This window comes from Chenggangzhangella methanolivorans (genome assembly GCF_019797865.1).
Classification (GTDB): Bacteria; Pseudomonadota; Alphaproteobacteria; order Rhizobiales; family Methylopilaceae; genus Methylopila; species Methylopila methanolivorans.
Window position 1 is genome coordinate 219,818 of record NZ_CP081869.1, and the last position, 16,100, is coordinate 235,917.

Annotated in this window: 15 protein-coding genes, 1 tRNA gene and 3 pseudogenes; 4 read left to right on the forward strand and 15 right to left on the reverse strand. The window is 68.4% G+C overall.

All coding sequences use genetic code 11. The features are described 5' to 3' along the window. Nucleotides 1-51 precede the first annotated feature (51 nt). The gene (locus K6K41_RS01110) at nucleotides 52-1,146 is read left to right on the forward strand and encodes an acyltransferase family protein (RefSeq protein ID WP_261403582.1); all 1,095 of its coding nucleotides are present in this window, start codon (nucleotides 52-54) and stop codon (nucleotides 1,144-1,146) included. Between the two features lie 52 nt (nucleotides 1,147-1,198). On the opposite strand, the gene K6K41_RS01115 is transcribed toward K6K41_RS01110, so the two are convergent. The 6 genes and pseudogenes from K6K41_RS01115 to K6K41_RS01140 form a co-directional block, all read right to left on the reverse strand. Beyond that, on the reverse strand, nucleotides 1,199-1,369 hold the full coding sequence (locus tag K6K41_RS01115) for a hypothetical protein (RefSeq protein ID WP_261403583.1): 171 nt from the start codon (nucleotides 1,367-1,369) through the stop codon (nucleotides 1,199-1,201). A 157-nt stretch (nucleotides 1,370-1,526) separates the two neighbouring features. Beyond that, on the reverse strand, nucleotides 1,527-2,372 hold the full coding sequence (locus K6K41_RS01120; RefSeq protein WP_261403584.1) for a glycoside hydrolase family 25 protein: 846 nt from the start codon (nucleotides 2,370-2,372) through the stop codon (nucleotides 1,527-1,529). Nucleotides 2,373-2,439: 67 nt separating this feature from the next. Then, nucleotides 2,440-2,604, reverse strand: coding sequence for a hypothetical protein (locus tag K6K41_RS01125; protein WP_261403585.1), 165 nt, complete (start codon nucleotides 2,602-2,604; stop codon nucleotides 2,440-2,442). Nucleotides 2,605-2,706: 102 nt separating this feature from the next. Then, a pseudogene (gene mgtE, locus K6K41_RS01130) lies at nucleotides 2,707-4,121 on the reverse strand (magnesium transporter). A gap of 168 nt (nucleotides 4,122-4,289) precedes the next feature. Further along, on the reverse strand, nucleotides 4,290-5,258 hold the full coding sequence (locus K6K41_RS01135) for a SphA family protein (protein ID WP_261403586.1): 969 nt from the start codon (nucleotides 5,256-5,258) through the stop codon (nucleotides 4,290-4,292). A gap of 11 nt (nucleotides 5,259-5,269) precedes the next feature. Then, on the reverse strand, nucleotides 5,270-6,352 hold the full coding sequence (locus K6K41_RS01140) for a helix-turn-helix transcriptional regulator (RefSeq protein WP_261403587.1): 1,083 nt from the start codon (nucleotides 6,350-6,352) through the stop codon (nucleotides 5,270-5,272). Nucleotides 6,353-6,563: 211 nt separating this feature from the next. On the opposite strand from K6K41_RS01140, the gene K6K41_RS01145 reads away from it, so the two are divergent. Together K6K41_RS01145 and K6K41_RS01150 are read left to right on the forward strand one after the other, a co-directional pair. Continuing rightward, complete coding sequence (locus K6K41_RS01145; RefSeq protein ID WP_261403588.1) at nucleotides 6,564-7,298, forward strand: hypothetical protein; 735 nt, start codon at nucleotides 6,564-6,566, stop codon at nucleotides 7,296-7,298. Further along, a complete protein-coding gene (locus tag K6K41_RS01150) occupies nucleotides 7,298-7,975 on the forward strand; it encodes an iron-containing redox enzyme family protein (protein WP_261403589.1) in 678 nt (225 codons plus the stop codon). The genes K6K41_RS01145 and K6K41_RS01150 overlap by 1 nt, the downstream gene beginning before the upstream one ends. A gap of 180 nt (nucleotides 7,976-8,155) precedes the next feature. On the opposite strand, the gene K6K41_RS01155 is transcribed toward K6K41_RS01150, so the two are convergent. Then, nucleotides 8,156-8,240: transfer RNA gene (locus tag K6K41_RS01155), tRNA-Leu, on the reverse strand. A 71-nt stretch (nucleotides 8,241-8,311) separates the two neighbouring features. Continuing rightward, nucleotides 8,312-8,584, reverse strand: coding sequence for a FliM/FliN family flagellar motor switch protein (locus K6K41_RS01160; protein WP_261403590.1), 273 nt, complete (start codon nucleotides 8,582-8,584; stop codon nucleotides 8,312-8,314). A 72-nt stretch (nucleotides 8,585-8,656) separates the two neighbouring features. Here K6K41_RS01160 and lipB point away from each other — a divergent pair. Continuing rightward, nucleotides 8,657-9,375, forward strand: a pseudogene (gene lipB / locus K6K41_RS01165) (lipoyl(octanoyl) transferase LipB). 22 nt (nucleotides 9,376-9,397) lie between these two features. On the opposite strand, the gene K6K41_RS01170 reads toward lipB, so the two are convergent. The 7 genes and pseudogenes from K6K41_RS01170 to K6K41_RS01200 form a co-directional block, all read right to left on the reverse strand. Then, nucleotides 9,398-9,868 (reverse strand): acylphosphatase, encoded by a 471-nt coding sequence (locus K6K41_RS01170; protein ID WP_261403591.1) that lies wholly within the window; start codon nucleotides 9,866-9,868, stop codon nucleotides 9,398-9,400. Between the two features lie 22 nt (nucleotides 9,869-9,890). Continuing rightward, complete coding sequence (locus K6K41_RS01175; RefSeq protein WP_261403592.1) at nucleotides 9,891-10,355, reverse strand: hypothetical protein; 465 nt, start codon at nucleotides 10,353-10,355, stop codon at nucleotides 9,891-9,893. Between the two features lie 12 nt (nucleotides 10,356-10,367). Beyond that, nucleotides 10,368-11,171 (reverse strand): hypothetical protein, encoded by an 804-nt coding sequence (locus tag K6K41_RS01180; RefSeq protein ID WP_261403593.1) that lies wholly within the window; start codon nucleotides 11,169-11,171, stop codon nucleotides 10,368-10,370. Between the two features lie 110 nt (nucleotides 11,172-11,281). Next, on the reverse strand, nucleotides 11,282-11,803 hold the full coding sequence (locus K6K41_RS01185; protein WP_261403594.1) for a helix-turn-helix transcriptional regulator: 522 nt from the start codon (nucleotides 11,801-11,803) through the stop codon (nucleotides 11,282-11,284). A 169-nt stretch (nucleotides 11,804-11,972) separates the two neighbouring features. After that, a complete protein-coding gene (locus K6K41_RS01190) occupies nucleotides 11,973-12,146 on the reverse strand; it encodes a hypothetical protein (protein WP_261403595.1) in 174 nt (57 codons plus the stop codon). Between the two features lie 400 nt (nucleotides 12,147-12,546). After that, nucleotides 12,547-14,557 (reverse strand): annotated as a pseudogene (locus K6K41_RS01195) (DUF2118 domain-containing protein). Nucleotides 14,558-14,712: 155 nt separating this feature from the next. Further along, the gene (locus K6K41_RS01200; protein WP_261403596.1) at nucleotides 14,713-16,026 is read right to left on the reverse strand and encodes a hypothetical protein; all 1,314 of its coding nucleotides are present in this window, start codon (nucleotides 16,024-16,026) and stop codon (nucleotides 14,713-14,715) included. Nucleotides 16,027-16,100: the final 74 nt, after the last annotated feature.

Genomic DNA, 16,100 nt, shown 5'->3' on the forward strand with positions numbered 1-16,100 from the left:
CCAATCCGGCCGCCTGCGAGGACCAGAAGACGTGACGCCCACGCTCGCCGAATGCCTCTCCGGCCGTGCAACGACCTTGCGGCCGTGCGGATTTTCGCGGCGACCGCGGTGCTTCACGCGCACGCCTGGTACACTGCGGTCCCCGGCCTGAAGACAGAGGACTTCCTCCACGTCTTCGCCTTCACGCTCGATTTCCAAGGCGTCCACGCCTTCTTCATCCTATCGGGCCTGCTGCTCACCCGCAGCCTGATCGACCGCCCCGACGCGCTGCGCTTCACCGTGGCGCGCCTGACCCGCTACGTCCCCGCGATCCTGGTTTCGGCGCTCTTCGCCGCGCTGGTGATCGGCCCGCTCGTGACGTCGAAGGACGCCGGCGCCTATTTCACGCCGGCGCTCGCGGGCTTCGTGATGAAGATCACGACGCTCGCCGACGTCAACGCCGCGCTTCCGGGCGTCTTTGACCGGAACCCCGAGCCCGGCATCCTCTTCATCCCGCTGTGGACGATCCATTACGAGCTCGTCTTCGCGGTGGTGCTCGCTGTCATCGGCGCGCTCGGCCTGCTGCGCTTCAGGCGCCTGGTGCTGTTCGGCCTCGTCGCGACGCTCGCGGTCAACGTCGTGTGGTTCTGGAACGGCGAGGAGCACCTCGCGCTCGGCGGGCCGCATCATCTCGTGCGCTTCTGCTCGACCTTCGGCATCGGCATCGCCATGGGCGTGTTCGCCGACCGCATTCCGGTCTCGAGCCGCATGATGCTGATCGTGACGCTCGTCGCCGTCCCGCTCGGCTTCACCAATCTCGCCGCGATCGCGGGAATGGCGCTGCTCGCCTACGCCATCATCTGGATCGGCTTCTGCGCGCCGCCGCTCGCCGCGACGTTCGCGCGCCTCGGGGTCTGGTCCTACGGCTTCTATGTCTGGGGCTATCTGATCGAACAGACCGTGGTCTACGCGCTGCCGGGCGTGTCGGCCTGGGCGGTGTTCGCCCTCTCCTTCCCGATCGCTCTCGCGGCCGGTTGGGCGTCCTGGGTCTTCGTGGAGCGGCCCTCGATCGCGCAGACGAGCGCGATCGCCTCCGCGATCCGGCGAGCGCTTTCGAAGGTCCGGACCATCGGCCGCGAAGCGTCGCCGACGGTCCGGCCGGACTAGCGAATGGCTTGGGACCGGCGGGCGCGCCGCAGGCGCCCGCCCTCGCGGCGCCTTACTCGGCGTCAGCCTTCTTTTTCTTCTTGCCGCCGGCGCCGGCGCCGGTCGCCTTGCGGGCCTGACGGCGGGCGATCTTCACGCGCTTCTTGAGGCCGACGATCTCCTCCTCGAGGATGGCGATCTTCGACGCCATTTCGTCGAGCCTGCTTTCGATGAGTTCGGACACGGACGTCACTCTCCTTCGGACCGGAACGGTCGTCCGGGGGAACCGATCACGCCGCGCCTGCTTCGGCAAGATGTTTGGCGAAACCGCAAGCGGCGTCGTGCTGCCGCACCGGCGAGGAAGAACGTGACCGGTGACGTTCGAGACGCTTCGCGCCGCATCAGTAGCCGGTCGCGGCGAGGCGGCGCCAGCTTTCGGCCGTGCCCATGTAGACGTTCTGGTCGACATTGCCGACGACGCCCGGATTGCGGCCGGTCGCGGTGTGCTGCCAGAGCGAGAAGCTGGTCGAGACATGGTACTTCAGGCTCGGATGGCCGGCGACGCTGCGCAGCCACAGATGATGGCCGGGGAACGCGCCCACGAGCCGGTCGCGGTGGAAGTCGACGCTCGAATAGATGATCGGCCGCTTTCCGTAGTGCTTCTCGACGATGCGCAGGAACACGCCCATCTCGCGCAGCACCTCGACGCGGTCCGGCCGGCGCTTGCAGCTCGGCGAGAGATGGTTCCACTCCATGTCGAGCACGGGCGGAAGCGCGTTCGGGTCCGCCGGCACGTTGCGGATGAACCAGGCGGCCTGCTCGGCGCCGGTGCGGCAGAAATAATAGAAGTGATAGGCCCCGTGGGGCACGCCGGCCGCGCGGGCGTTGGCCCAGTTCTCGGCGAAGCGGTCGTCGACCCGGTCGCCGCCCTCGGTCGCCTTGATGAAGGCGAAGGAGACGTTCGAGCCGCGCACCGCGCTCCAGTTCACCGTCCCCTGGAACTTGGAGACGTCGATCCCCTTGATCGGATGGTCGTCCGGGGTCGTCACGACGCCGGTGGACAGCGAAACCGCGCCGACGCCGAGCGGCGTCTCGGTGGTGAGCGCCGTGCGCTCGACCCCCGAGGCCGCGGCCTCATTGCGCGCCGTCTGGGCGTCGCCCGCGACGGTCGAACAGGCGCCGAGGCCGAAGGCCGCCGCGAAGGCTCCCGCCGCCATGGCGGCGCGGATCGCGCGCTGGTTCCGCATGCTGTCCCCCGAAGGTCCGAAAAATCGTTCAGGCGTCAGTCTAGCCGCGCCATGATAGCAAATCTCGTCACGGACGCGCGAACAAAGACGACGCCACGCGGTGATGGATCTCGGCGGCGGCCGAAACGTCGCGCTTGGGCGCCTGAGGCTGCGCCACGACTGCGATCAGAGCGCCGAACAGGCCGGCGAACACCAGGCAGCCGCCGAGACGGGCGATCATCGGATCGAGCACGGATTTCGCTCCTTCCCTTCATGATTGAGGGAAGGTTAAAGGCGCAATGGCTGCCAAACCGTTAACGCGCCGCTCACCATGCCGGCGCGCGCCGCGCCCCGATCACTTGCCGAGGCCGAACCACCAGGTGGCGAGACCGAGGAAGGAGAAGAAGCCCACCGTGTCGGTGACGGTCGTCAGGAACACGCCCGAGGCGACGGCCGGATCGGCCTTCAGCTTGTCGAGGGTGAGCGGAATGAGGATGCCGAACAGCCCGGCGAAGACGAGGTTGGTCACCATGGCGCAACCGATGATCACGCCGAGCTGCGCGGGTTCTGGAACCAGAAGCCCGCCGCGAGCGCGATCAGGATCGCCAGCACCACGCCGTTGGCGAGCCCGACAAGCGTCTCGCGGCGCACGAGGCGGCGGGCGTTGTGGCCGCCGATGTCGCGGGTCGCGAGCGCGCGCACCGCGACCGTCATCGATTGCGTCCCGGCGTTGCCGCCCATCGAGGCGACGATCGGCATCAGCACGGCGAGCGCGACCATCTGCTCGATGGTCCCTTCGAACAGCCCGATGACGCTCGCCGACAGGATCGCGGTCACGAGATTGATCAGCAGCCAGGGGATGCGGCTTCGCGCTGTGTAGAACACCGGGTCGGAGATCTCCTCGTCGCCGGTGACGCCGCCGAGCGCGCGAAGGTCCTCGTCGGCCTCCTCCTCGATGACGTCGACGATGTCGTCGACGGTCAGCACGCCCACCAGCCGGTCGGCGTCGTCGACGACGGCGGCCGAGACGAGGTTGTAGCGTTCGAAGGTGCGGGCGGCGTCTTCCTGGTCCTCGGTCGCGCTGATGGTGCGCGGATCGTCATCGAGGATCTCGGAAAGCAGCTTGGAGCGTTTGGCGCGCAGCAGGCGGTCGAGCGGAACCGAGCCCACGAGCTTGAACGTCGGGTCGACGACGAAGATCTCGTAGAAGGTGTCGGGCAGGTTCTCGGCGTCGGCGACGTAGTCGATGGTGTGGCCGACGGTCCAGAACTCGGGCGCGGCCACGAACTCGGTCTGCATGCGCCGGCCGGCGCTGTCTTCCGGATAATCGAGGCTGCGGGTCAGCGCCACGCGCTCGGGCGCGGGGATCTGCTCGAGGATCTTGGCGCGATCCTCCTCGTCGAGGTCCTCGAGAATGTAGACCGCGTCGTCGGAGTCGAGCTCGCGCACGCCCTCGGCGACCGTCTCCGGCGCCAACTCCTCGAGCAGCTGGACGCGGACCGTCTCGTCGATCTCGGTCAGCGCCGTGAAGTCGAAGTCCTTGCCCAGCAGCTCGACGAGCTTTGGGCGGTCGTCGGGCTCGAGCGTCTCGATCAGGTCGCCGACGTCGGATTCGTGCAGGTCGCCCGCGATCTCGCGCACGCGCTCGGCGTCATTCGCGCCGATCGCGGCGGCGACCTGATCGACGAAGGCCTGGATCAGGCGGCCGTCCTCGTCCCGGATCTCGTCGTCCGCGTCGGACACGGCGCGCGTTTCGGCGTCAGCGTTCATCGCGGGCCTTTTGGAAAATCTGGAGAAAACGCGAGAGGCGCGCGCCGGGTGTAGGGGGTTTGGGCGCCTTCGGCAACCGGCCGCGGACCGGCGCCTCGCCGCGCTCCAGGCGGGGCGCGGGCGCGCGCCGAGGCGACGAGCGCCTCGGCCGCAGCCTCGTTCAGCGCGTCAGAACTTGGTGATCCAGGAGGTCACCACGGACCAGTAGCGCACCGTGTTCTCGGCGTGCGCGGTCGTCGTCGCCTTGACCTTCAGCGACGTCCCGAGCGACGGCAGGTCGTAGGCCGCGACGCCGCCGAGCTGCAGAAGCTCGCCGCGGCGCCCGTCCGGCGGAATGCGGCGGCCCGAGATGCGGTCGTCCTGGGGCTGGAACGCGTAGATGCCCGCAAGCCCCGCCTGCAGCGGACCGAACCGCTCCGTCACCGCGAAGTCGAGATTGACAAGGTCGCCGGTCCGGTAGTCGGTCTTCCGGTTCTCGAAATAATTGTTCCAGAAGAGCTTGGCGCTGAACTCGGTGCCTTCCCCGAGCCAAGCCGGCGTCGTGTAGGTGAGCGCGACGGTCGGCGACACGTCCCAGATCCCGGTGCCGGCGCTGATCGCCTGCGCCCGCGGATCGCGGTGGTCGTACTCCCCGACAGGAATCACCGCTCCGAGACCGAAGAGCACCGACAGGCCCTCGGGGATCGGATAGGCGTCCGGGTGCTTCGACGGCCGCCATGTCCCGAAGAAGCGGCTCCAATGGGCCTCGACGTAAGGATCGCCCATGCCGTTTTCGCAGGCGCGATCCTGGCCCGCGAACAGCTTGCCGCATTGGCGCACGAAGGGCAGCAGCCCGCCGAAGGTCAGCAAGCCGCCATAGACGGTCGCGTCGGGCACGTACATCAGGAACGGCCCGCCGATCGCCTTCGTCAGCTTGGCGTCCTCGAGGCCGAAGACGCGGTTCCCCTTCCCGTCCACGAAGCCCCGGGTTTCGGCATAGGCCTGGACGGTCCCGCCATAAAACCCCGGCGGCAGCGGCAGCGCCGAGCGCATGTCGGTGCCGCCGATGGGCCCTGCGGCCGCGGGCCCTTCCACAGCGGCCGACGGGCCGCACCACACCGCCGCGGCGACCCCCGCCGCCCAAACCCCCACGCGCATCACAAAAACCCTCAAGATCCGAAAGACGGCAGACCGGCCAAAAACCGCACGAGTTCGACGCGCCGCCCGAAACCGGTCTTGCGCAGCACGGATTTCACGTGCGTGCGCAACGTTTCCCCACCCATGCCGAGCCGGCGCGCGACCTCGTCGCCTGAACCGCCGCCAAGCAATTCCTGTGCAACCCGCGCCTCGGTCGGCGTCAGGTCGAACAAGGCGCGCAGGAGCCCGGCGTCCGGCGCAGATCCGGCCTCGACGCGGGTCACGAGCAGCAGCGCGGTCCGGGCGCCGAAGAGGTCTCGGGCCGCGCCCTCGGTCGGCAGGATGTGGACCACCAGCGGCGGCGACTCGCTTTCGGCCGGAATCGCGACGGACAAGGGCGGCTTGCGTCCGCCAGGCCCCGGCGCGCGGGCGAGCGCGGCATCGATCAGGCCCGCCGCCCCCTCGAACGCCACCCGCAGCCGGTTGCGGGCGCCGATGGCGAGTTGCGGACCAAGCGCCGCGAACAGATCGTTGGCGGCGAGCACGTGCCCGTCGGCGCGCGCAAGCGCCGCCGGCATGTCGGCGACCGCGAACGCCTCGACGGCGCTGCGCGCGCGCTCGAAACGCAGCTTCGCGGTGAGCAAGGACGAGCGCGAAATGTGCGGGCGCAACGCCTCGAGCACCCGCATGGAGTCGTCGGAGATCGGCCCGTCGCGCCACATCTGCTCGATCGAGAACAGCAGGATTTCGCCGCTCGGCACGGGCGTCGCGAGCGCGGCGCTCCAGCCGTAGCCGCGCGGCCGCAGGAACTCTTGCACCATCGGCAGGTTCTGCACTTCGTCACGGGTGTAGAGGTCGACGTCGCGCACGAAGCCCGAATAGCCGTCCCGCAACAGCCTCTCCATCCGGTCGTTCTTCTGCGCCCAGCCGCTTTCGAAGTAGTCGCGCACGTCGGCTCGAAGGCCGGGCGACGACACCCAGACGGGCGCCGCGCGGTCGATCGTGATGATGGTGCAGCCGGCGGCGCCGATCCGAGTCGTCACGGCGTCGAGGGCGTCGGGCCACAGTTCCGGGATGGCGGCCGCTTCGTAAATTCTCTCGACGAGATCGAGCATCGCGTGAGAGCCGTCCCTTATCCGCCTGCAACGTCGCCCTGAAACTCCGCCGCATCATCGCCGGATCTCCGTCCGATTGGCAGAACGGGGGAGTACGTACGTAGTTTTTAGCATCCTCCGCGACGGCCACCTCCCCCATTTGGGGGACGCCCGCAAAGATCGGCCTCACGCATCCTTGATAAACACCACAAGTTGCGCCGGAGGATGCTGAATGGAGCTCGCGAACACGGCGGCGGCAGATGCGGAGCGGGAGGCCGGATCGTACGCCGCAGCGGCGTTCTCGCTGTCGCTTGGCGGACCGGCTTCAATCGCTCGGTCGGAACCGATCGAGCCGCGCCCGCTGCGGGAGGCGCTCGTCGCGCATTCCGCCTTCCCGCATGTGCGGATCGCCGACACCTATGCGCGCCTGAGAGCGATCGGCGCGCTCCGCCACCGCCAATACGTCGCCGGACAAGGCAAGCCCTACGCCTCCGCCGTGCGGGACGCCGGGACGTTGCTGGAGCTCGCCGACTTCTCCTCGGTAAACCTCTACGCCGTCGACCGCGACGGCCTGACGGCGGCGATGCGCGTCGGCCCGCTGGTGGGCTCGAACCATCCGAAAGCCCGGCACTTTCAGTCCATCGCCGAAGACCTGAACGTCAGCGCCCGACGGACGCTCATCTGCACCAGGCTCGTCCGCGATCCCAGACATTCCGGCCGGCATGCGGTCGACCTGGTGTCCTTCGTCCGCGTCCGAACCGTCGAGGCCGGATGGCGCTATTGCCTGATGCAAACCTCGGAAGCGCTGGTGCGCTTCTTCGAGCGCCAGGGCTTCACGAGCACCGGCCGCTGGAGCCAGGACGAGAGCGCCGGCCGGCTCCAGACCATGCTGCTCGACACGCATGACCTTCCCGTCCGCCCGAAAGCGGCGCGGACCGGCGACATCCACATCCAGGGCGCAGCGTGATGACCCGAATCGAAACCTGCATCGCGGACGCCCAGGCGCTGTTCGCCGAACTGCTCGAGAGCTACCTGAAGAACGGCGGCGCGACGACGGTCGACCAATACATCCGCTACCTCTCGTTCCAGTACCACCTGACGCGCGGCGTGCAGCGCTACTTCATGAGCGCGGCGGCGCACGCCGACCTCGCGCGGCGGCGCAGGCTCCGCGCCTTCCTCGTGAACTTCGCAAACGAGGAGGAGCTGCACTACCTCGTCGCCGCCAACGACCTGCATCAGCTCGGGCTGAAGCCGATGCCGGCGCCGTTCGACGTGGAGCTCTGGCACGCCTATTTCGAGCGCGTGGTTGTCGACCGGCCGTTCGTGCGCCTCGGCGCGGCGACGATTCTCGAAAACATCTCGAACGGTGCGGCGCGCCCTTGGGTCCGCAAGGCCCTGACCGGCGCCTTCCTGACGCGCGACAACACCAAGTTCCTCGTGCTGCACCAGCACGAGACCCTGCCGCATGGCGACCAGATCCTCGAAGCGCTCAGCTCGGCGAATCTGGAGGAGCGGCACCTTGCGGATCTCGCCGAGGGCGCGCGCAAGGGCACGGTGCTCTATCTTCGCATGGCCGAATGGGCGCTTCGCCCGGGATGTCTCCTCGCTCTCCGACCGGGACGACGAGGCGATCGCGGAGGCTGAGTTCGAGCGGATTCGGTCCTTCGACATGGCGGAGCTGGCCGAAGACGCGCCGCTCGCCGCCGCCGGCTGACGCCGGGAGTCTCCGCCGCCCGCCAGGGCCCTGAAAAAGCAAAACCCCCGGAGCGTTTCGGCTCCGGGGGTTTTGGGATCGCATGAGGTTACGGATGCGATCAGCTTGCTTGGTGCGGTCGAGAAGACTCGAACTTCCACGGGTTGCCCCACAGCGACCTCAACGCTGCGCGTCTACCAGTTCCGCCACGACCGCGACGGCGGTGCTGATAACAGGTCGGTTCCGGGACCACAAGCGCAAGTTCGCCGGATGGAGCGGGATAGCGCTCAGGCGGCCTGGTCGGCCGGCGTCCGCTCGGTGCGTCCCTTGGCGTCGCGTTCGATCATCGAGGTGATCTCGACGCCGATGCGGTCGCCGTTCACGAACACCGAACCGCGCGCGATCGGATGGTCGTTGGCGAGCACCGTCACGGCGTCGCCCTCGCTCGCGCCGAGCTCGATCACCGCGCCGCGGCCCATTCTCAAGAGCTGGTGGATCGGCATGCTGGTCGATCCGAGCACCACCGAGAGCTCGAGGTTGACCTTGTCGATCTGCGGCACGAAACGTCTCCCGGGGCGCGCATGAACGCAGGCGCCGCTTGACGACGAGATGACCACGCGCGTGGTTAATCCATGGTTCACCACGTGCTGAAAACCGACCGATCCGCTTTGCCCGCGACGTTTCCGCCAGCCCCCGGCTCAGCCCCGGTCGAATGGCGCGTCAGCGACCGTCTCGTGACTTACGCGGAGGCGCTCGCCAAGATGGAGGCGCGCGCCGCCGCGATCGCCGACGGAAAGGCGGGCGAGCTTGTCTGGCTGCTGGAGCATCCGCCGCTCTACACCGCCGGCACGAGCGCCAAGGCCGCCGACCTCGTCGAGCCGGAGCGGCTGCCGGTGTTCCAGACGGGCCGCGGCGGGCAATACACCTATCACGGCCCCGGGCAGCGCATCGCCTACGCCATGCTCGACCTGCGCCGCCGCGCGCCGGACCTGCGCGCCTATGTGGCCGCGCTCGAGGCCTGGCTGATCGCGACTCTCGACCGATTCGGCGTGACGGGCGAGCGGCGCGAGGACCGCGTCGGCGTCTGGGTGCGCCGGCCGGAGCGCGGCCGCGACGCGGAGGACAGATCGCGGCCATCGGCGTGCGGGTGAAGCGCTGGGTGACGCTCCACGGCGTCAGCCTCAACGTCGAGCCCGATCTGTCGCATTACGCCGGCATCGTCCCCTGCGGCGTGCGCGACCATGGCGTCACGAGCCTTGCCGATCTCGGCCGGGTGGTCTCGATGGCCGAGGTCGACATGGCGATGCGGGAGACGTTCGAGGAGATCTTCGGGCCGGCCGCCCGGGAATGACCGCCGGGCCGACGGACGGCGCTCAGCCGTCCTCGCCGATCACGACGCCGGCGCCGGCGGGAAGATCGCCGCCGCGCGCGGCCGACCGCCTGACCGTCTTCACCTCGGCGTCGGGCGGCCCCGCGAGCGCGGCTTCCGCAAACGCCGCGATGCGCTCCTCGGGGCCTTCGAGAACCGCTTCGACGGAGCCGTCCGACATGTTGCGGACGACGCCCCTCAGCCCGAGTCCGTTCGCGGTCGCCTGCGCCCATTTGCGGTAGAAGACGCCTGGACGCGGCCGGTGATCTCGAATTTCGCCGCCTGAGCCGCCATCGCGCCCCTCATCGCCGTTTTTTCCGTCCGCGAGAAGTGAGGCGGGACGGGAGCGCGACAAGGGCTGGAGCGGGCGAGAGGTCGAACGCCTCCGCGCGGAACGCCTCGACGATGACCGGCCAATGGCCGAGCCTCGAACATGGCGGAAGCCGACGCGTCGCGCCGAGCTCCCGCTCAGCACAGGAAGACGTCGGCGGGCCGCCCTACTCCGCCGCCGCCGTCCTGGCCGCTTCGATCGTGAGATAGGCGCCCATCAGCATGTTGCGCTTCGGATTCGCGTCGAGGAGGTAATAGGTGAAGAAAACCCGACCGTCCTTGAGAGCCGCGCAAGACGGCGTGCGCTGCTTGTCGAACGCCTTCTTCGAGGCGAAACCGTCAGACCGCGTGGCGCCTTCGGGCGACAGCAGCTTGTAGCGAATATCCCTCTGCTTGAGGTCGTCGGGCTGATTGTAGATGGACACGAGGTCGCCGTTCGGACGCCGGAGCACGCAGGCGGGGTCCTTGTCGCCCGTATAGTAGTCCGGCGAGATCGCGAGCCCCTCGCCTGTGTCTTTATACGACCCGCTGATTTTCACTCCGGAGAGGAAATGATTGTTGTTGTAGAGGAGCATGAAGCTGCCGTTCTTCAGCGCGAGCGTCCGCCGGAAACCGATAGGTTTCGCCGACATAGACCGGATTGGTCACTGGCGCCCGGCCTGAGAGAACACGCGAAACGCGCCGCTCTTGCGAAGCTCGTCGGTGTAAACGATGGCGTAGTTGCCATCGGAAAGCGTCACGATCGCGGATTCCGGCGAATAGTACATTCCTCCGAACATGTATGTGTCGGAGTATCTAGCGCCGTCTGAGAACTTTAATACTTTCTTGTCTTCGATCGGCGTGACGAGTCTCGAAGGCGAAACGACGCCTCCAGCGCCATCGATGATCATCGTGAAGATATTGTAGTTCCGGCCCATCAGCCGGCCTATCTTGACCGTTTCGCGACGCTCATAGGCCAGCGCGAGTTCGCCATTCTTTAGCCGGCTCGCATGGATCTGGAGCGAGTTGTCGCCGTCGTCGGTCTTCTCGACGCTCGCGACGCGTTTCTGCACGCTGACGCCGCCGGTCTGAGAGACGCGAACGAAATAAAATCCGCCGACTGAATCTTCAGCGCTGAAACTGTGCGACTCATAGACAATTCCGAGATCGTTCTTCAAGCGCGACGATCTTGAACGAGAAGATCTGCTCGAGGCTCGAGACGCTGACGTCATGCGACGCCAGCGTTTTCCCGTCCTTCGTGAAGAAACCCGGATCTTGTTGTAGTCCAGGCTCGGAGCGTAACTCGCGGTCGCGACCGTCACGCCGTCGCTCAGCGCCGCGCTCTGGATGGGATTGAACGCATAGTCGATGACGGGACCAATCCTGAAGAACCCGTCGGCCGTGACCTTCGCCTGCTGGGCCGAAACGCTTGACGACTGGGCGCCCGCAAACACCGCGGCCGCGAACAAAACTGACAGGAAACGCCGCATCCTCGAGCTCCAGGCGATGGCCGACAGGCGGCCCGCGCCGACGATGGGCGAGCCTCGCAAGAGGCTACGCCGCGCCCCGTCGCCGCCCCTTACCCGAATGGGGAACACGCGCCGGTCCGGTCGTCGAAGCCTGGGGAGAGGCCGCGGTCGTCAGTCCGCCGGCCGCTCGTCGCCGAGCGCGGCGACGCGCGACAGCAGCCTCGCTGCCCGGACGCGCCGGTCTTCAGATAGATCGACTTCAGCTGCGTGCGGATCGTGTCCGGCCTCACGCCGCGCGCCTGCGCGATCTCGGCCACCGAGCCGCCTGCCCTGAGGCTCGCGACGATCGCGGACTCGGCGGCCGTGAGGCTGGACCGGGCGGCGAGCGCCGCGACGGGATCGAGGACGCGGCGCTTGAGCAGAAGAAGCACCGCGCGGCCGTCGGCGGGCGCGAACACGCTCATGCCATCGACCTCGATCGCCCGGACGAGGATCTCGCCGCCCTTCGGATCCCTGACGACGCAGGCCGCCGGCTCCGGCCCGCGCCGCCGCTGGCTCGAGGCGAGGCAGGCGCAAGGCGTCGCGATCGGCCGCGCTGCGCGCGACAGCGTCCGGCTGCGCGGATCGATCATGCGGCCGACCAGCGCCTCTGCCCGGGCGTTGATCGAGGCGATCCGCCTCCCCGGTCGCAGACGATCGCCGCGTCGCGGGTCAGCTCCAGCGCGTCCGTCATCCCCTTCAGCCTGGCGAAATCGAACTGGCGCGAGAGCGTCGCGGCGTCGCTCAGCGGCCCCCAGAGCCTCAGGAGCGCGTCCAGCTCGCGCGGCTCGAACGGGCCGTCGCGCAGCCGGCGCTGACTGAGAGGCACCAGAGATCCCCGCCCGCCCGGAACCCGACGCCCGCGAAGGCTCCGATGCCGTGCCCGGCGAGAAAGTCCTGGTAGAACTGCGAGGAGGCGATTTCGTCGCGGTCCATGCAGTCTTCGTCGGTGATGAAGCCCGGCGCTCCATCTTGGGGATGCCGCGGTAGCGGACGTCGAGCGCGTTCCAGCCCTTCGTCAGATACTCGTCCAGGACGTGCGCCTGTTCGGCGGAGGCGGGCGGCCGGACCAGCCGGTCGTCGACGCAGAACAGCAGCGCGCCGGCGCCGTTGACGCTCTGCGCTGACGTCTCCGAGCGCCTGAGCCCAGATCTCAGGCGCGCCCGCAGCCTCGCGGATGCGTCGGGCGATGAGTTCCGGGTCGTGACGCCATGACGTCGTCCGAGGGGCGGCGGCGAGAGATATGCAACCCTACGGCGCGCGAGATCCGCGCGCCACATCGGCCCACCCTTTTTCCGTTCGTCTCAGACGTTTCGTCGGCGCTGTCTCGCGAAGATCACTCGAACTCGAGGATCACCGCGTCGACCGCGAGGCTGTCGCCCGGCCTTAGCGTTGATCTTGGCGACCTTGCCGTCGCGCTCGGCGCGCAGCACGTTCTCCATCTTCATCGCCTCGACCACCGCGAGCGTCTCGCCGGTCTTGACCTCCTGACCCTCCTCGACCGCGATCGAGACCACGAGGCCGGGCATCGGGCAGAGCAGCTGCTTGGAGGTGTCGGCGATGACCTTCTCGGGCATCAGCGCATAGAGCTCGGCGATGCGCGCGCCGTGGACGCGGGCGTAAACCGCGACACCGCGATGCTGGATGTCGTAGCCGTAGTTCTTGGCCTTGCGGACCTGCGCCGCAATCTCCTGACCGTCGATCGTCCCGCGCCACACCGGCTCGCCGGGCTTCCAGTCGGTCTCGACGCGCTGGAGACGGATCTCCGAGCCGTCCTGCCCAAGCGTCCGCACGATCACGGCCTCGCCGATCGCCGAGGTCTCGACGCGGGTCGGCTCGCCGTCGAGCAGCACGGTGCGCAGCCGCTCCTTGGTGGCCGCGCCCTTGCGGAGCTGATTGGAGATGAGGCGGCGACGCTCCATCACCATCCAGTCGATCTGCGCCGCGATCGCGACCAGGGCCGCTGCGACTTCGCCTGCGGGCTTGCGAGGCGCGAAACCGTCCGGGAACTCCTCGGCGATGAAGCCGGTCGACAGTTCGCCCGAACGCCAGCGCGGATGCTCCATCAGCGCCGTGAGGAACGGGATGTTGTGCTGGATGCCGTCGATGCCGAAGGCGTCGAGCGCCCTGCCCTGCGCCTCGATGGCCGACAGGCGATCCGGCCCGTGGGTCACGAGCTTGGCGATCATCGGGTCGTAATAGAGCGAGATCTCGCCGCCTTCGGTCACGCCGGTGTCGTTGCGCACCGTGATTCCGTCGGCGCTCGATTCGGCCGGCGGCGGTAGGCCGACAGGCGCCCGATCGAGGGCAGGAAGTTGCGATAGGGATCTTCGGCGTAGACGCGGCTCTCCACCGCCCAGCCGGTGAGCTTCACATCTTCCTGCTGATCGCGAGCTTCGCCATAGGCGACGCGGATCATCTGCTCCACGAGGTCGATGCCGGTGACGAGCTCCGTCACCGGATGCTCCACATGAAGACGCGTGTTCATCTCGAGGAAATAGAACGACTTGTCCTGCCCCGCGACGAACTCGACGGTGGGCCGGAATCGTAGCCGACGGCCTTGGCCAGAGCGACCGACTGCTCGCCCATGGCCTTGCGGGTCGCCTCGTCGAGCAGCGGCGACGGGGCCTCCTCGACGACCTTTGGTTGCGGCGCTGGATCGAGCATTTCGCGCTCGCCGAGATAGATGACGTGCCGTGCTTGTCGCCGAGCACCTGGATCTCGACGTGGCGCGGATTGACGATGAACTTCTCGATGAAGACGCGGTCGTCGCCGAAGGAGTTCTTGGCCTCCGAGCGCGAGGCGCGGAAGCCTTCCGCCACGTCATCGGCCGAGTGCGCGATGCGCATGCCCTTGCGCCGCCGCCGGCCGAGGCCTTGATCATCACCGGATAGCCGATCTCGTCGGCGACCTTCACGGCGTCCTCGGACGCTCTCGATCACGCCGAGATTGCCGGGCACGGGTCGAGACGTTGGCCTTGGCCGCCGCCTTCTTCGACTCGATCTTGTCGCCCATGGCCTCGATCGCCCCGGGATCGGGCCGATGAACACGACGCCGTTGGCCTTGAGCGCCTCGGCGAGGCCGCGCGCTCGGACAAAAAGCCGTAGCCGGGATGAACGGCTTCGGCGCCGGTCTCCTTGCAGGCGCGCAGGATTTCGTCGATCAGCAGATAGGACTGCGCGGCCGGCGGCGGGCCGATGCGCACCGCCTCGTCGGCCATCTCGACATGCAACGCGTCCTTGTCCGCGTCGGAATAGACCGCGACGGTCTGATGCCCATCTTGCGCGCGGTCTTGATGACGCGGCAGGCGATCTCGCCGCGGTGGCGATCAGGATCTTCTTGAACATCGAGGCTTGAGAACTCCGGAGCCGCGCCGGACAAGTCCCGCGGATCGCGCGCCGACGCCGTTCGTACTTAGGGGAGCGGGTCGCCCGCCGTCCACCTGTTCAAAGGGCGAACGGCGCCGCCGAAGAAGCTTCGCCGCGGCGCGGCGCCGAAAGCCCTAGTCCTTGTGGTCCTTGGGCAGCGGCGGCATCCAGTCCGGCCGCGGCAGCGGCGGCGGGGCGGGCTCGACCTTCGGCGACATCAGCCTTCCGTCCGCGGTTCGGGCGAACTGGCTGCGCGCGGTCCACGGTCCAAGGACCAGCGAGAAGTAGTCGTAGGGCCCGCGGACCTCGTTCGCCATGACGAACTGGAAGTGCGCCCGGAACACCCGCCATCCCTTCTGCAGGGACTTGATGGAGTGCTGACCGAGCATCTTGGTCAGAAAAGCGCGGCGGAACGTCGGGTTCGGCCGGTCGGCCGGCACGTCGAGGCCGAGCTCGGTGACCGGGTCGCGGTGCGGAAAATTGAGCGTGTCCCAGGGGCCGACGACCTCGGCCCAGAACAGCGACGGCTCGATCGCCAGCCGCCGGATGCGCTCGCGGAACCAGCCGGCGCGCGGGTGGAACGCGACCAGAAGCTCGCTCGCCCCGACGGTGAGCAGCGCGAAGTTCGATCCGCGGGCGAAGTCGGGGCTCGCCTCATAGGCGCGCGCGATGGCGTCGATCGCGACGAAGCTTCCGCTCGAATGGCCGACGACGAGAACTTCGTCGGCCGCGCGCGCCTCGACGATCTCGCGGATCCGGGCCGCGAAGGCGTCGACGCGGGCGTCGAGCTCCCTGTCGGCGCGCGTCGCGTATCGGCGCTGGGACCGGCCGTCGTCGATCAGATGGACGAGGAACGAGCCGGACCGGCGGAGCGCGGCGACGACGCCGAGCAGAAGCGCAAGGCCGAGCGCGACTCCGACGAGCACGCCCAACACCGGCGCTCCGTGGCCGGCGACGAGATCCGCGATCGCGACCCCGCCCCACACCGAGAGGGCGAACAGCGCGATGACGGTGAGCATCGGATAGAACCAGGCCACCGCGCACCACGGCGCGGCGCGCCAGATCCGCCAGAGGAGGCCCGTCACGATCACCTCGACGCCGGTCCTGAGGCTTCGAACGAGCGTGGCGAGCAGCGGCGCGGCGAAGTCGCGGCGGACGAGATCGTCCCACCGCAACGTCTCGTAGGTCGTTTCGACCCTGGCGTCGCCGGCGGTCAGCCGCGCCCGCCAGCTGAGGCTCGGCGTCGGCGTGCGTGTGACGTCGTCCCGGTCGACGTCGACGACGACGCCCCAGAGCTTGGCGAAGCGCCGGAGCTCGAACACGGAGAGACGACGATAGAGATCGGGATCGCGCGGGTCGTAGCCGGGGACATAAACGAGGTGGCGTCGGCGGACTTCCTGCCCGCCGGCGGGGCCGCCTGTCCCGAACTCATCCGCCGGCTTCGTCACATCATCCGCGGCGGCTTCGGCTGCCATACGCTCACCCGTGCTCATGGGCGGCGATCTATGTCACGGCCGGCGCC

Coding starts and splice junctions, on each gene's coding strand:
- K6K41_RS01150 (WP_261403589.1), top strand. CDS start 7,298: ATGACCCGAATCGAAACCTGCATCGCGGACGCCCAGGCGCTGTTCGCC.
- K6K41_RS01140 (WP_261403587.1), bottom strand. CDS start 6,352: ATGCTCGATCTCGTCGAGAGAATTTACGAAGCGGCCGCCATCCCGGAA.
- K6K41_RS01190 (WP_261403595.1), bottom strand. CDS start 12,146: ATGGACCGCGACGAAATCGCCTCCTCGCAGTTCTACCAGGACTTTCTC.
- K6K41_RS01145 (WP_261403588.1), top strand. CDS start 6,564: ATGGAGCTCGCGAACACGGCGGCGGCAGATGCGGAGCGGGAGGCCGGA.
- K6K41_RS01175 (WP_261403592.1), bottom strand. CDS start 10,355: ATGTCGGCGAAACCTATCGGTTTCCGGCGGACGCTCGCGCTGAAGAAC.
- K6K41_RS01110 (WP_261403582.1), top strand. CDS start 52: ATGCCTCTCCGGCCGTGCAACGACCTTGCGGCCGTGCGGATTTTCGCG.
- K6K41_RS01120 (WP_261403584.1), bottom strand. CDS start 2,372: ATGCGGAACCAGCGCGCGATCCGCGCCGCCATGGCGGCGGGAGCCTTC.
- K6K41_RS01135 (WP_261403586.1), bottom strand. CDS start 5,258: ATGCGCGTGGGGGTTTGGGCGGCGGGGGTCGCCGCGGCGGTGTGGTGC.
- K6K41_RS01185 (WP_261403594.1), bottom strand. CDS start 11,803: ATGATCGATCCGCGCAGCCGGACGCTGTCGCGCGCAGCGCGGCCGATC.